The following is a 15,278-nucleotide window of genomic DNA, read 5'->3' on the forward strand; positions in this document are numbered from 1 at the left end:
GTGACGACAAAACCCCACAGCCTAAGCTGCGGGGTTGGGATGCTTGCTCAGCTAGACCTTTTCGACCTGACTGAACTCCAACTCTACCGGAGTAGAGCGACCGAAAATGAGCACTGCCACTTGGATCCGGCTCTTCTCGTAGTTAACTTCTTCGACAGTACCGTTGAAATCTGCGAACGGACCATCTGTGACACGAACAACCTCACCCGGCTCGAAAAGCGTCTTCGGCTTAGGCTTGTCGCTACCATCAGCAACACGACGCAGAATTGCTTCCGCCTCTTTGTCGGTGATAGGAGCAGGCTTATCGGCAGTACCACCGATGAAGCCCATGACACGAGGGGTATCCTTGACCAAGTGCCAAGTACCTTCGTTCATGTCCATCTGTACCAACACATAGCCAGGGAAGAACTTGCGCTCACTCTTGCGCTTCTGGCCATTCCGCATTTCAACCACTTCTTCAGTGGGAACCAGAATTTCGCCGAAGCCATCTTCCATGCCTGCCAGCTTTACGCGCTCTAGCAACGAGCGCATGACATGCTTCTCGTAACCCGAGTAAGCATGCACAACGTACCAACGCTTAGCCACGGGACACCCTTAGCCAACAATCAAGGAAACAAGCCAGCCGAGCAGGGAATCAAGCCCCCACAACAGCAACGCCATAACCAGAACAACAGCCACAACGATCAACGTGGTCTGCGTGGTTTCTTGGCGAGTCGGCCAAACGACTTTACGGATCTCGGTGCGAGCTTCCTTCACCAGGACCGCGAAAGATTTCCCCTTAGCAGTCTGCAGGCCCACAAAGGCAGCCACAGCAGCAAGGGCAAGCAAAGCGAGCACACGGTACAGGATCGGCGAAGCAGAATAGTACTGATTGCCAACAACGCCTACGACCACCAAGACAACTACAGCGAGCCACTTGACCAGATCGAAACGAGAGCTTTGAGCTTCAGCCTTAGGAGTCATCTATGAAGATCCTGTGAAAAGAAAGCCAGACACACCACGTGAATCTGGCAGGTCAGGAGGGAATCGAACCCCCAACCTACGGTTTTGGAGACCGTCGCTCTGCCAATTGAGCTACTGACCTAAAACAAAATCAGGCCGACCATTATGCAGGCCTGAAAAAGACTTTACAACAACCGCCACCAACACACTTGAAATCACCCAAGAACACTGGGCGCGACACCATCAAGCCGGTACAGCTGTTAAAACAAAGGCAGATATTTTCATATCTGCCTTGTCATATGGAGCTCTTGAGCGGATTTGAACCGCTGACCTCACCCTTACCAAGGGTGTGCTCTACCAACTGAGCTACAAGAGCAAAACACTTGCACAACCTGCAAACTTGGAGCGGGTAGCGGGAATCGAACCCGCATCATCAGCTTGGAAGGCTGAGGTTCTACCACTAAACTATACCCGCGGAGCTTGCAGCTCACGCTAAAATGGTGGAGGGGGAAGGATTCGAACCTTCGAAGTCGTAGACGTCAGATTTACAGTCTGATCCCTTTGGCCGCTCGGGAACCCCTCCTAAGCGAGCCGGCATTTTACATCACGCCGACCTTCTGTCAAGCATTTTCTCATTTAAATTATGAGGTTAGCTGCATTGACACTCGCCTCACCATGCAGACCTTAAAGGTCTTCACTGCGAAGCGGGCGCCATTCTATGCAAACTAATCGGCAGTTGCAATGCCTTCGCACAGCATTATTTTATGTTTTAACTCATTGAATTCCTTGGCAAGGTTTTCAAAGGACAGATCGTCGGCCAAGCGCCTGCTTTCAGGAGCCACTCGAAGCCAGTACCCAGAAACGTCAGGCGCACTCAAGAACTGGACCTTGACCTTTATATCCAGGCTAGTGAGACGCAGTTCGACAGTTTGCGCCTGACGCTGATCGGCGAATCCACCAATGTACAGGCACGTATCGGACGCTTTCGCCCGATCCCGCCGAGTCATCGCCTCAGAAGACTCACTTAGCAGGCGAATATCCTGCTGGGAACCTCGATAAAGGCTCAGGGGGGTTACGTCCTTGGCGCGCAATGGCGCCTCCTGCTGATGCCATATGTAGTAGAAAACGTTGAGAATCAGTAGAAGCAAGAACAGCCAACGCATAAACACCTCAAGACAAAGGACACGCCATTGCCAGACCAACAAATACCAGATCAGGAACGAGCCGCGCCTGCGGAACGGCATCGGAGACCAGGTCAGCGTCTCCACCGGTCAGAAACACCATGAAGTCATCCCCCCAGTAACTCCTGGCAAGCTCGACTTGGGTTAGCACAAACCCTCTCAGCATTAGCATACAGCCTCGCTCAACCGCCTCGGCAGTTGTGCGCCCCGGCAACACTCGCTCAAGAGCCCGCCCAGCCGCAGCGTCGTCGTAGCGTATCTTGCGGGTATGCGTTCGCAACTGGTTGCGCATAAGAGGCATACCAGGGCAAATAAAGCCCCCCAAATGCTCGCCGTCCGCAGTAACGAAATCCGCGGTCGCCGCAGTACCGAAATCCAGCACCAGACAAGCACCTGATGCCAATTTGTACCCGCCAAGGATCGCCAACCAGCGATCAAGACCAAGCCGCTCGAAATCCTCATAACCATTTCGCACGCCCGCCATTTCAACTGCAGACGTTGCGCAGCAAACGGTGACATCAAAAGCCTCGACCAAAGCCTCGATCAGCTTGTTGGTCTCTTCCAGAGCACGAACGCTCACCAACCGGCACCGCGTCAGTAATAAGGCCGGGGCGGCCAGAAGACTCTCGATCAAAGCGATATTCGAACCGACAACACCTTCAGCGACGACACTTACACTGCCCGCCTCCAGTACACGCCACTTGATAAAGCTATTCCCACAGTCGAGCTCAAGAATCATCACGCAACCTCAGGCTTAACTCCCCACCGCTGTACGTTTTCTCAACGCCATTAACACTTAGGCGCAACGCACCTTGATGATCAACACCGAGCACCACGCCATCCACACGGTTAACACCTGCTATGAGCGACACCGACCGGCCCTGCCAGCCATGATTTTGCTCCCACTCCTCCTGGAGGGCGGAAAAACCAGCTGCCTTGTGTCGATCAAGATAGCTCTGGAGCTGCAGGCCGACCCGCCCTACCAGAGAGTTACGATTGGCAGCAGAACCCGTTTCAAGCCGCACAGAAGTCCATTGCTGATCAACCTCATCAGCCTTTTGCATATTCACATTAATTCCGATACCGAGGACAACGTGGCAGATGTCAGCAGGATCCCCCACCAACTCCAGCAATATCCCGGCAATTTTCTTCTGCCCTACCAACACGTCGTTCGGCCATTTCAGAACCGCCCCCTGCACGCCCGACTCACGCAGGGCTTGAATCACCGCCAAACCTACAACAAGACTTAGCCCCTCCAATTGGCGAAGGCCATCCTCAATGCGCAGTGCAAGGCTGTAATAGATATTTTGGGCGAATGGACTGATCCATTTTCTGCCGCGCCTCCCCCTCCCGGCCATTTGCTGCTCGGCTAGCACCAAGAAGGGTGTTGCGTGCGAGGTGCTTACTAGGCGCAACGCCTCTGCATTAGTGGAATCAATGGAATCGTAAATATGAATAGGCCAAGCTAACGACGGGGCACTTAGCGCTATTTCTTGCGCACTCAGAAATACCAGCGGCGATGCCAACTGATACCCCTTACCACGCACCTTATGAATAGGTAGATTCAATTCGACCTCAAGAAGCTGGAGCTGCTTCCACACAGCACTGCGGCTAACGCCCAAGGCCGCACCCAGCGCCTCACCGGAGTGGAATCGGCCATCTTTCAGAAGTTCTAACAGCGTAAGCATGCAAGTATCGCCTCACAATGAGGCACGCATGATAGCCATGCGAGCAGGCATTGCATAGAAAGGCCGCACATCGCCAAGCCGCGATGAGCCTCTTCGCACTTTTCGAGCGCCCAAAACAAAACCCCATCTGCTTTCGCAAATGGGGTTTTGGAATTTAATCTTGACGATGACCTACTCTCACATGGGGAAACCCCACACTACCATCGGCGATGCATCGTTTCACTGCTGAGTTCGGGATGGGATCAGGTGGTTCCAATGCTCTATGGTCGTCAAGAAATTCGGGTACTGACTCGTGACCAGATGGCCTCGCTTCAGCAAATTGGGTATGTGACAGCAGTCGGTGTTTTGTGAGTTACAAACTTTCGGTTCGTTTCGTCTTCACACACCGCAATCTGATGCTCTTTCGAGTAGTCAAATTGCTTGGGTGTTATATGGTCAAGCCTCACGGGCAATTAGTATTGGTTAGCTCAACGCCTCACAGCGCTTACACACCCAACCTATCAACGTCGTAGTCTTCGACGGCCCTTCAGGGAACTAGGTTCCAGTGAGATCTCATCTTGAGGCTAGTTTCCCGCTTAGATGCTTTCAGCGGTTATCTATTCCGAACATAGCTACCCGGCAATGCCACTGGCGTGACAACCGGAACACCAGAGGTTCGTCCACTCCGGTCCTCTCGTACTAGGAGCAGCCCCTCTCAAATCTCAAACGTCCACGGCAGATAGGGACCGAACTGTCTCACGACGTTCTAAACCCAGCTCGCGTACCACTTTAAATGGCGAACAGCCATACCCTTGGGACCGGCTTCAGCCCCAGGATGTGATGAGCCGACATCGAGGTGCCAAACACCGCCGTCGATATGAACTCTTGGGCGGTATCAGCCTGTTATCCCCGGAGTACCTTTTATCCGTTGAGCGATGGCCCTTCCATACAGAACCACCGGATCACTAAGACCTACTTTCGTACCTGCTCGACGTGTCTGTCTCGCAGTCAAGCGCGCTTTTGCCTTTATACTCTACGACCGATTTCCGACCGGTCTGAGCGCACCTTCGTACTCCTCCGTTACTCTTTAGGAGGAGACCGCCCCAGTCAAACTACCCACCATACACTGTCCTCGATCCGGATAACGGACCTGAGTTAGAACCTCAAAGTTGCCAGGGTGGTATTTCAAGGTTGGCTCCACGCAGACTGGCGTCCACGCTTCAAAGCCTCCCACCTATCCTACACAAGCAAATTCAAAGTCCAGTGCAAAGCTATAGTAAAGGTTCACGGGGTCTTTCCGTCTAGCCGCGGATACACTGCATCTTCACAGCGATTTCAATTTCACTGAGTCTCGGGTGGAGACAGCGCCGCCATCGTTACGCCATTCGTGCAGGTCGGAACTTACCCGACAAGGAATTTCGCTACCTTAGGACCGTTATAGTTACGGCCGCCGTTTACCGGGGCTTCGATCAAGAGCTTCGCGTTAGCTAACCCCATCAATTAACCTTCCGGCACCGGGCAGGCGTCACACCCTATACGTCCACTTTCGTGTTTGCAGAGTGCTGTGTTTTTAATAAACAGTCGCAGCGGCCTGGTATCTTCGACCGGCATGGGCTTACGGAGCAAGTCCTTCACCCTCACCGGCGCACCTTCTCCCGAAGTTACGGTGCCATTTTGCCTAGTTCCTTCACCCGAGTTCTCTCAAGCGCCTTGGTATTCTCTACCCAACCACCTGTGTCGGTTTGGGGTACGGTTCCTGGTTACCTGAAGCTTAGAAGCTTTTCTTGGAAGCATGGCATCAACCACTTCGCTAACTAAAAGTTAGCTCGTCATCAGCTCTCGGCCTTAGAATCCCGGATTTACCTAAGATTCCAGCCTACCACCTTAAACTTGGACAACCAACGCCAAGCTGGCCTAGCCTTCTCCGTCCCTCCATCGCAATAACCAGAAGTACAGGAATATTAACCTGTTTTCCATCGACTACGCTTTTCAGCCTCGCCTTAGGGACCGACTAACCCTGCGTCGATTAACGTTGCGCAGGAAACCTTGGTCTTTCGGCGTGGGTGTTTTTCACACCCATGTCGTTACTCATGTCAGCATTCGCACTTCTGATACCTCCAGCAAGCTTCTCAACTCACCTTCACAGGCTTACAGAACGCTCCTCTACCGCATCACTTACGTGATACCCGTAGCTTCGGTGTATGGTTTGAGCCCCGTTACATCTTCCGCGCAGGCCGACTCGACTAGTGAGCTATTACGCTTTCTTTAAAGGGTGGCTGCTTCTAAGCCAACCTCCTAGCTGTCTAAGCCTTCCCACATCGTTTCCCACTTAACCATAACTTTGGGACCTTAGCTGACGGTCTGGGTTGTTTCCCTTTTCACGACGGACGTTAGCACCCGCCGTGTGTCTCCCATGCTCGGCACTTGTAGGTATTCGGAGTTTGCATCGGTTTGGTAAGTCGGGATGACCCCTAGCCGAAACAGTGCTCTACCCCCTACAGTGATACATGAGGCGCTACCTAAATAGCTTTCGAGGAGAACCAGCTATCTCCGAGCTTGATTAGCCTTTCACTCCGATCCACAGGTCATCCGCTAACTTTTCAACGGTAGTCGGTTCGGTCCTCCAGTTAGTGTTACCCAACCTTCAACCTGCCCATGGATAGATCGCCCGGTTTCGGGTCTATTCCCAGCGACTAGACGCCCTATTAAGACTCGCTTTCGCTACGCCTCCCTATTCGGTTAAGCTCGCCACTGAAAATAAGTCGCTGACCCATTATACAAAAGGTACGCAGTCACCCAACAAAGTGGGCTCCCACTGCTTGTACGCATACGGTTTCAGGATCTATTTCACTCCCCTCTCCGGGGTTCTTTTCGCCTTTCCCTCACGGTACTAGTTCACTATCGGTCAGTCAGTAGTATTTAGCCTTGGAGGATGGTCCCCCATATTCAGACAAAGTTTCTCGTGCTCCGTCCTACTCGATTTCATGACTAAGATTTTCGCGTACAGGGCTATCACCCACTATGGCCGCACTTTCCAGAGCGTTCCGCTAATCTCAAAGCCACTTAAGGGCTAGTCCCCGTTCGCTCGCCACTACTAAGGGAATCTCGGTTGATTTCTTTTCCTCAGGGTACTTAGATGTTTCAGTTCCCCTGGTTCGCCTCTTGCACCTATGTATTCAGTACAAGATAACCATCTTATGATGGCTGGGTTCCCCCATTCAGACATCTCCGGATCAAAGTCTGTTTGCCGACTCCCCGAAGCTTTTCGCAGGCTACCACGTCTTTCATCGCCTCTGACTGCCAAGGCATCCACCGTATGCGCTTCTTCACTTGACCATATAACCCCAAGCAATCTGGTTATACTGTGAAGACGACATTCGCCGAAAATCTGTAATCACTCACAAATTTTACCTTAGCCTGATCCGTTACCAGTGAAAGTAACGTTCAGTCTATCTTTCTATCACATACCCAAATTTTTAAAGAACGATCTAATCAAAGACTAGAAATCAACATTCACCATCGCTAGGATGGAATGCTCATTTCTAAGCTTTCATACGTCAGAAGCAGTAGTGGTGGAGCCAAACGGGATCGAACCGTTGACCTCCTGCGTGCAAGGCAGGCGCTCTCCCAGCTGAGCTATGGCCCCATATTTCTACAGGCGTTTCCCACAAAAATTGGTGGGTCTGGGCAGATTCGAACTGCCGACCTCACCCTTATCAGGGTGCGCTCTAACCAACTGAGCTACAGACCCAATTTCGGGCTGCTTCTTATCGTCTTCTTCAATGAATCAAGCAATTCGTGTGGGAACTTATGGAGCAGCTGATGTCGTCGATTAAGGAGGTGATCCAGCCGCAGGTTCCCCTACGGCTACCTTGTTACGACTTCACCCCAGTCATGAATCACACCGTGGTAACCGTCCTCCCGAAGGTTAGACTAGCTACTTCTGGTGCAACCCACTCCCATGGTGTGACGGGCGGTGTGTACAAGGCCCGGAACGTATTCACCGCGACATTCTGATTCGCGATTACTAGCGATTCCGACTTCACGCAGTCGAGTTGCAGACTGCGATCCGGACTACGATCGGTTTTATGGGATTAGCTCCACCTCGCGGCTTGGCAACCCTCTGTACCGACCATTGTAGCACGTGTGTAGCCCAGGCCGTAAGGGCCATGATGACTTGACGTCATCCCCACCTTCCTCCGGTTTGTCACCGGCAGTCTCCTTAGAGTGCCCACCATGACGTGCTGGTAACTAAGGACAAGGGTTGCGCTCGTTACGGGACTTAACCCAACATCTCACGACACGAGCTGACGACAGCCATGCAGCACCTGTCTCAATGTTCCCGAAGGCACCAATCTATCTCTAGAAAGTTCATTGGATGTCAAGGCCTGGTAAGGTTCTTCGCGTTGCTTCGAATTAAACCACATGCTCCACCGCTTGTGCGGGCCCCCGTCAATTCATTTGAGTTTTAACCTTGCGGCCGTACTCCCCAGGCGGTCAACTTAATGCGTTAGCTGCGCCACTAAGAGCTCAAGGCTCCCAACGGCTAGTTGACATCGTTTACGGCGTGGACTACCAGGGTATCTAATCCTGTTTGCTCCCCACGCTTTCGCACCTCAGTGTCAGTGTTGGTCCAGGTGGTCGCCTTCGCCACTGGTGTTCCTTCCTATATCTACGCATTTCACCGCTACACAGGAAATTCCACCACCCTCTACCACACTCTAGTCAGTCAGTTTTGAATGCAGTTCCCAGGTTGAGCCCGGGGATTTCACATCCAACTTAACAAACCACCTACGCGCGCTTTACGCCCAGTAATTCCGATTAACGCTTGCACCCTCTGTATTACCGCGGCTGCTGGCACAGAGTTAGCCGGTGCTTATTCTGTCGGTAACGTCAAAACAATCACGTATTAGGTAACTGCCCTTCCTCCCAACTTAAAGTGCTTTACAATCCGAAGACCTTCTTCACACACGCGGCATGGCTGGATCAGGCTTTCGCCCATTGTCCAATATTCCCCACTGCTGCCTCCCGTAGGAGTCTGGACCGTGTCTCAGTTCCAGTGTGACTGATCATCCTCTCAGACCAGTTACGGATCGTCGCCTTGGTGAGCCATTACCTCACCAACTAGCTAATCCGACCTAGGCTCATCTGATAGCGCAAGGCCCGAAGGTCCCCTGCTTTCTCCCGTAGGACGTATGCGGTATTAGCGTCCGTTTCCGAACGTTATCCCCCACTACCAGGCAGATTCCTAGGCATTACTCACCCGTCCGCCGCTCTCAAGAGAAGCAAGCTTCTCTCTACCGCTCGACTTGCATGTGTTAGGCCTGCCGCCAGCGTTCAATCTGAGCCATGATCAAACTCTTCAGTTCAAACATCTTTGGGTTTTTAAGAAACCCTAAACTTGGCTCAGCAATCGTTGGTTACATCTTTGATTTCTCGCGGAGCAACTTGTGATGCTGATAATCTTGTTGACTATCAGTCTGACTCCACAAGCACCCACACGAATTGCTTGATTCAGTTGTTAAAGAGCGGTTGGTTAAGAGCTTTCGTCTCAACCGAGGCGCGCATTCTACAGCAGCCTCATTTGCTGTCAAGCGGTTATTTTCAGAAGCTTTCGAAGATTTCTTCAACAACTTCAACCACTTGCGCTTCCGATCTCTCGTCAGCGGGAGGCGAATTCTACAGCGTTACACGCTGCTGTCAACACCTCTTTTTCAACTTCCTTTTGGCTTCGATGAACTGAAGCAACTTGCTGCCGAAAACTGCGTAACTCATTGTTTACCAAGGAGTTTTCCGTTTCGACTGCACCGGAAGTGGGGCGAATTATAGACAGATATAATTCGCCGTCAACCTCTAATTCAGGACTTATTCGGATTTTAGCGTAATACGCGCAAATGCCTTCTTCCCAGCCTGGCAAACGTGGGTCGCGCCAAGCCCGTATATAAAGGTGCGATCGACCACCTCGCCATCTATACGCACACCACCGGAACCCAACAGATCACGCGCCACGGCAGAGTTCTTCACCAAACCTGCCTTATTAAGGACAGCAGCAATCGGCATTGCCTCGACAGCCGACAGCTCAATCTCCGGCAGATCATCCGGCAACTCCCCATCCTTCATGCGATTGCCCGCCGCGCGATGAGCATTGGCTGCAGCCTCTTCACCGTGGAAGCGCGCAACAATCTCTTCGGCCAGCTTGATTTTCACATCACGCGGATTGGCGCCAGCCTCAACATCAGCACGCAGCGCGTTGATCTCTTCCATCGAACGGAAGCTAAGCAACTCGAAGTAACGCCACATCAGCGCGTCGGGAATGGAGACCAGCTTGCCGTACATCACACCCGGCGCCTCCTGAATCCCCACATAGTTACCCAAAGACTTGGACATCTTCTTGACGCCATCCAACCCTTCCAGTAACGGCATGGTCAGGATGCACTGAGCTTCCTGACCATAAGCACGCTGCAATTCTCGCCCCATCAGCAGGTTGAACTTCTGATCGGTACCGCCAAGCTCTACGTCGGCCCGCAACGCCACAGAGTCATACCCTTGGACCAACGGGTACAGGAACTCGTGAATCGCGATTGGTTGATTGGTGGAGTAGCGCTTGTCGAAGTCGTCACGCTCCAGCATTCGCGCAACGGTGTACTGGGAGGTCAGGCGAATGAAGTCCGCCGGCCCCATTTGATCCATCCAAGTGGAGTTGAACGCAACTTCGGTCTTGGCCGGATCGAGAATTTTGAACACCTGAGTCTTGTAGGTCTCGGCATTATCAAGCACCTGCTCACGGGTCAGCGGCGGACGCGTGGCACTCTTGCCACTCGGATCTCCGATCATTCCCGTGAAGTCACCAATCAGAAAGATGACTTGATGCCCCAGTTCCTGGAACTGACGCAGCTTATTAATAAGCACGGTATGACCCAGGTGCAGATCCGGCGCCGTCGGATCAAAGCCAGCCTTAATGCGCAGGGGTTGACCACGCTTGAGCTTTTCAATCAGCTCGGCCTCGACCAACAGTTCTTCCGCACCACGTTTTATCAGCGCTAGCTGCTCTTCAACCGACTTCATAACAGACCCGCAAGGCTCAGATTCAAAAGGGAACCAACCATACAAGATCAGGGACTAATTACAAGTTTTGCCCTGCGTACGGACACCGTTCAGCAAGCCCAGCGTTCGCGAGCTTGCGCCACAGATGATTTGGTTATATTTTATACAGTTATTTCATCTTCATCATGTCATTCATCTTTTCCATTTCATCTTCAAAGTCAAATTACCTATGACCACTGAACCGTCTAAAGCGCCGCCGCTTTACCCGAAGACCCACCTGCTCGCCGCAAGTGGTATCGCCGCCCTTCTCAGCCTGGCACTCCTGGTATTCCCTTCCAGTGACGTAGAAGCCAAACGAACATCCCTGAGCCTTGACTTGGAGAGTCCAGTTGAACAACTGACACAAGATCAAGACGCCTCCGACGCACAACAAGCCACAAATACCCCAGCCGAATCGCCGTTCGCCCAGATAGAAAGCACGCCTGAAGACACGCAGCAAGCCGTGCAGGATCAACCAAAGCCCGCAGCAGATGCCGCCAAAAACGCCCAACACCGCGAAGTGATCGTGGCGAAAGGCGATACGCTTTCTACCCTGTTCGAGAAGGTAGGCCTCCCCTCTGCCACCGTTAGTGAAGTGCTGGCCAGCGACAAGCAAGCCAAGCAGTTCAGCCAGCTCAAACGCGGCCAGAAACTTGAGTTCGAACTGACGCCGGACGGCCAGCTGACCAACCTGCACAGCAGTGTCAACGACCTCGAAAGCATCTCCCTGACCAAGGGCGCCAAAGGTTTTGCCTTCAACCGCATCACCACTAAACCCGTCATGCGCTCTGCGTACGTCCATGGCGTAATCAATAGTTCGCTGTCGCAATCCGCCGCGCGCGCAGGCTTGTCCCATAGCATGACCATGGACATGGCCAGCGTGTTTGGCTACGACATCGACTTCGCCCAGGACATCCGCCAGGGTGATGAATTCGACGTAATCTACGAGCAGAAAGTCGCCAACGGAAAAGTCGTCGGCACCGGCAACATTCTTTCCGCACGCTTCACCAACCGCGGCAAGACCTACACAGCCGTGCGCTACACCAACAAGCAAGGCAACAGCAGCTATTACACGGCTGATGGCAATAGCATGCGCAAGGCCTTCATCCGTACCCCGGTGGATTTCGCTCGTATCAGCTCGCGTTTCTCCATGGGTCGCAAGCATCCAATTCTGAACAAAATCCGCGCCCACAAAGGCGTCGACTATGCCGCCCCGCGCGGCACGCCTATCAAGGCTGCCGGTGACGGCAAGGTGCTACTGGCCGGGCGTCGTGGCGGTTACGGCAATACCGTAATCATCCAACATGGCAACACCTACCGTACGCTGTATGGCCATATGCAAGGCTTCGCCAAAGGCGTGAAGACCGGTGGCAACGTGAAACAGGGCCAAGTGATTGGCTATATCGGCACCACCGGCCTGTCCACTGGCCCGCACTTGCACTATGAGTTCCAGGTCAATGGCGTGCACGTCGACCCGCTGGGCCAGAAGCTGCCGATGGCCGACCCGATCGCCAAGGCCGAGCGTGCGCGCTTCATGCAACAGAGCCAGCCACTGATGGCGCGCATGGACCAGGAGCGCTCCACCCTGTTGGCCTCGGCGAAGCGCTAAGCCATGCCGCTCTATATAGGTGTGATGTCCGGGACCAGCCTCGATGGCCTGGATATCGCCCTGATCGAACAAGACTCGGCGATCAAGCTGATCGCCACTCACTACACGCCAATGCCCGATACCCTGCGCGCCGAGCTGCTGAGCTTGTGCGCCAGCGGCCCGGATGAGATCGCCCGCTCGGCGATTGCCCAGCAACGATGGGTACGTCTCGCCGCCGATGGCATCAACGCGCTGCTCATTCAGCAAAAACTCAAGCCCCAGGCCATTCGCGCAATCGGCAGCCATGGCCAGACCATCCGCCACGAGCCAGCTCGGGGCTTTACCGTACAGATCGGCAACCCGGCGTTGCTCACCGAGCTGACGGGTATCACCGTGGTCAGCGATTTCCGCAGCCGCGATGTGGCCGCCGGCGGCCAGGGCGCACCGCTGGTGCCTGCGTTTCATGAAGCACTGTTTGGCGAGAGCACCGGCAACCGGGCGGTATTGAATGTCGGCGGTTTCAGCAACCTCAGCCTGATCGAGACCGATACACCCGTAGCGGGCTTCGACTGCGGCCCAGGCAATGTCCTGCTCGATGCCTGGATACATCGCCAACGTGGCGAGCACTTCGACCGCGACGGTCAATGGGCAGGCAGCGGCAAGGTCGAACCCCAGTTGCTCAGCACGCTGCTCAGCGATCCATTCTTCCTGACCAAAGGCCCGAAAAGCACCGGTCGTGAAGTGTTCAACCTACATTGGCTGCAACAGCACCTTGGCCAGTTGCCGGCGTTTCAACCCGAGAACGTCCAGGCGACGCTGCTGGAGCTCACCGCCCAGACCATCGTCGAGTCCCTGAAAACGGCGCAATCCGAGACCCAAACCCTGCTGGTCTGTGGCGGCGGCGCCCATAACACGACCTTGATGAACCGCCTGGCGGCCCTGCTGCCCTCTACCCAGGTGAGCAGCACTGCCGCCTACGGTGTAGACCCGGACTGGGTCGAAGCCATGGCCTTCGCCTGGCTGGCTCATTGCTGCCTGGAAGGCATAGCCGCCAATCGCCCCAGCGTCACCGGCGCGCGCGGGTTACGAGTACTGGGCGCAATTTACCCAGCCTGAGCTACAGACAGCAAAACGCCGCTTGGCCTTTAAAAGCCAAGCGGCGTTTTTGTTTGCAGCATCGATCAGATCGAGAACGAAGACCCGCAACCACAGGTGGTGGTGGCGTTAGGGTTCTTGATCACAAAACGCGAACCTTCCAGACCTTCCTGATAATCCACCTCGGCACCCGCCAGGTACTGGAAGCTCATCGGGTCTACAACCAGGCTCACGCCCTCGCGTTCAACGATAGTGTCGTCATCGGCCACATCTTCATCGAAGGTAAAACCGTACTGAAACCCTGAACAACCGCCGCCCGTAACGAATACGCGCAGCTTCAAGCGATCATTACCCTCTTCATCGACCAGGCTCTTCACCTTGTGCGCAGCACCGTGGGTGAATTGCAAAGCCGTGGGGGTGAAGGATTCAACGCTCATGCTGATAATCTCCCGGCGTAGCGCCGCCATATGCGTAATGGCGGGCATTATCCGCTTCTCCTAGAAAAGCGGTCAACTATTGTTACGGTATATCAATCCGCTTCGCCGCTATTAAAAACACAAAAGGCCCGATTAACGGGCCTTTTGCACCATCCGCCAAGCGACTTAAGGCAACATGCCAGCGTGGGACAACCCAAGCTTTTCATCCAGGCCGAACAGGATGTTCATGTTCTGCACTGCCTGGCCCGACGCGCCCTTGACCAGGTTATCGATCACCGACAGCACCACCACCAGGTCACCGTCCTGCGGGCGATGCACGGCAATCCGACATACATTGGCGCCACGCACGCTGCGGGTCTCCGGGTGGCTGCCGGCCGGCATGACGTCGACGAACGGCTCGTCGGCATAACGCTTTTCAAACAGCGCCTGCAAGTCGACCGAGCGATCGGTGACCGTCGCGTACAACGTGGAATGAATGCCACGAATCATCGGTGTCAGGTGCGGCACAAAGGTCAGCCCCACCTCCTTGCCCGCAGCACGGCGCAGGCCCTGGCGAATCTCCGGCAGATGGCGATGCCCCTTTACCGCATAGGCCTTCATGCTTTCTGACGTCTCGGAATACAGCGACCCCACCGCCGCGCCCCGGCCTGCACCGCTGACACCCGACTTGCAGTCTGCGATCAGCCGCGAAGTATCCGCCAGCCCCGCTTCGAGCAATGGCAGGAAACCCAATTGTGTCGCCGTCGGATAGCAACCCGGCACCGCGATCAGGCGTGCCTGCTTGATCTGCTCACGATTGACTTCCGGCAAGCCGTACACGGCCTCTTCCAACAGCTGCGGCGCACCGTGCGGCTGGTTGTACCACTTGGCCCATTCATCGGCGTCCTGCAGACGGAAGTCCGCCGACAGGTCGATCACCTTGGTGCCGGCAGCCAGCAACTCACCGGCCAGCGCATGGGCAACGCCGTGGGGCGTGGCAAAGAACACCACGTCACAGGCGCCAAGCGTCTTGATGTCCGGCACGCTGAACGCCAGGCCATCGTAGTGACCTCGCAGGTTCGGGTACATATCGGCCACTGCCAGGCCGGCCTCGGATCGGGAGGTAATAACCACCACCTCAGCTTGCGGATGCTGAGCCAACAGACGCAGCAATTCGACACCGGTATAACCCGTGCCGCCGACGATACCGACCTTGACCATAAACCTGCCCTCAACGAACCACTGGAAAGCCGTCGATAATAGGGGCCACATCGTTTTGCGACAACCGCCAACGTGACGTACGGAT

General features: G+C 54.4%; 10 protein-coding genes, 6 tRNA genes and 3 rRNA genes. 2 read left to right on the forward strand and 17 right to left on the reverse strand.

Features of this window, described 5'->3' with window-relative positions; all coding sequences use genetic code 11:
* Window positions 1-51: 51 nt before the first annotated feature.
* From nusG to tyrS, 15 genes are all read right to left on the reverse strand, one after another.
* A complete protein-coding gene (nusG, locus tag KSS96_RS25845; protein WP_003176436.1) occupies window positions 52-585 on the reverse strand; it encodes a transcription termination/antitermination protein NusG in 534 nt (177 codons plus the stop codon).
* A 9-nt stretch (window positions 586-594) separates the two neighbouring features.
* A complete protein-coding gene (gene secE / locus KSS96_RS25850) occupies window positions 595-963 on the reverse strand; it encodes a preprotein translocase subunit SecE (RefSeq protein ID WP_016969478.1) in 369 nt (122 codons plus the stop codon).
* Between the two features lie 45 nt (window positions 964-1,008).
* Window positions 1,009-1,084 (reverse strand) — tRNA-Trp (locus KSS96_RS25855).
* A gap of 158 nt (window positions 1,085-1,242) precedes the next feature.
* A tRNA-Thr gene (locus KSS96_RS25860) sits at window positions 1,243-1,318 on the reverse strand.
* A 25-nt stretch (window positions 1,319-1,343) separates the two neighbouring features.
* Window positions 1,344-1,417, reverse strand: a tRNA-Gly gene (locus KSS96_RS25865).
* A gap of 23 nt (window positions 1,418-1,440) precedes the next feature.
* A tRNA-Tyr gene (locus tag KSS96_RS25870) sits at window positions 1,441-1,525 on the reverse strand.
* A 142-nt stretch (window positions 1,526-1,667) separates the two neighbouring features.
* Entirely contained in the window at window positions 1,668-2,105 is a 438-nt protein-coding gene (locus KSS96_RS25875) for a hypothetical protein (RefSeq protein ID WP_217855471.1), read from the reverse strand.
* Between the two features lie 7 nt (window positions 2,106-2,112).
* On the reverse strand, window positions 2,113-2,862 hold the full coding sequence (locus KSS96_RS25880) for a pantothenate kinase (RefSeq protein WP_017525953.1): 750 nt from the start codon (window positions 2,860-2,862) through the stop codon (window positions 2,113-2,115).
* Window positions 2,852-3,811, reverse strand: a complete 960-nt coding sequence (gene birA / locus KSS96_RS25885) for a bifunctional biotin--[acetyl-CoA-carboxylase] ligase/biotin operon repressor BirA (protein WP_017525952.1) — start codon at window positions 3,809-3,811, stop codon at window positions 2,852-2,854. The genes KSS96_RS25880 and birA overlap by 11 nt, the downstream gene beginning before the upstream one ends.
* Window positions 3,812-3,969: 158 nt before the next feature.
* Window positions 3,970-4,085, reverse strand: a 5S ribosomal RNA gene (rrf, locus tag KSS96_RS25890).
* A 157-nt stretch (window positions 4,086-4,242) separates the two neighbouring features.
* A 23S ribosomal RNA gene (locus KSS96_RS25895) occupies window positions 4,243-7,126 on the reverse strand.
* Between the two features lie 234 nt (window positions 7,127-7,360).
* Window positions 7,361-7,436 (reverse strand) — tRNA-Ala (locus KSS96_RS25900).
* Between the two features lie 29 nt (window positions 7,437-7,465).
* Window positions 7,466-7,541 (reverse strand) — tRNA-OTHER (locus tag KSS96_RS25905).
* Between the two features lie 82 nt (window positions 7,542-7,623).
* Window positions 7,624-9,159: ribosomal RNA gene (locus KSS96_RS25910) — 16S ribosomal RNA — on the reverse strand.
* The 16S, 23S and 5S rRNA genes sit together here with 2 tRNA genes alongside, the layout of an rRNA operon.
* A gap of 496 nt (window positions 9,160-9,655) precedes the next feature.
* Window positions 9,656-10,855: a tyrosine--tRNA ligase gene (gene tyrS, locus KSS96_RS25915; RefSeq protein WP_217855473.1), complete on the reverse strand. Its 1,200-nt coding sequence runs from the start codon at window positions 10,853-10,855 to the stop codon at window positions 9,656-9,658.
* Between the two features lie 208 nt (window positions 10,856-11,063).
* Here tyrS and KSS96_RS25920 point away from each other — a divergent pair, with 208 nt between their 5' ends.
* Both KSS96_RS25920 and KSS96_RS25925 read left to right on the forward strand, forming a co-directional pair.
* The gene (locus tag KSS96_RS25920) at window positions 11,064-12,482 is read left to right on the forward strand and encodes a peptidoglycan DD-metalloendopeptidase family protein (protein WP_065879390.1); all 1,419 of its coding nucleotides are present in this window, start codon (window positions 11,064-11,066) and stop codon (window positions 12,480-12,482) included.
* A 3-nt stretch (window positions 12,483-12,485) separates the two neighbouring features.
* Window positions 12,486-13,577, forward strand: a complete 1,092-nt coding sequence (locus KSS96_RS25925; protein ID WP_017530834.1) for an anhydro-N-acetylmuramic acid kinase — start codon at window positions 12,486-12,488, stop codon at window positions 13,575-13,577.
* A 65-nt stretch (window positions 13,578-13,642) separates the two neighbouring features.
* Here the strand turns inward: KSS96_RS25925 and erpA are convergent, their stop codons facing one another.
* Together erpA and argC are read right to left on the reverse strand one after the other, a co-directional pair.
* Window positions 13,643-13,993, reverse strand: a complete 351-nt coding sequence (gene erpA / locus KSS96_RS25930) for an iron-sulfur cluster insertion protein ErpA (protein WP_003176443.1) — start codon at window positions 13,991-13,993, stop codon at window positions 13,643-13,645.
* Between the two features lie 165 nt (window positions 13,994-14,158).
* On the reverse strand, window positions 14,159-15,193 hold the full coding sequence (gene argC, locus KSS96_RS25935) for an N-acetyl-gamma-glutamyl-phosphate reductase (RefSeq protein ID WP_065879389.1): 1,035 nt from the start codon (window positions 15,191-15,193) through the stop codon (window positions 14,159-14,161).
* Between the last annotated feature and the right edge of the window lie 85 nt (window positions 15,194-15,278).

Source organism: Pseudomonas asgharzadehiana, from assembly GCF_019139815.1.
Lineage (GTDB): Bacteria > Pseudomonadota > Gammaproteobacteria > Pseudomonadales > Pseudomonadaceae > Aquipseudomonas > Aquipseudomonas asgharzadehiana.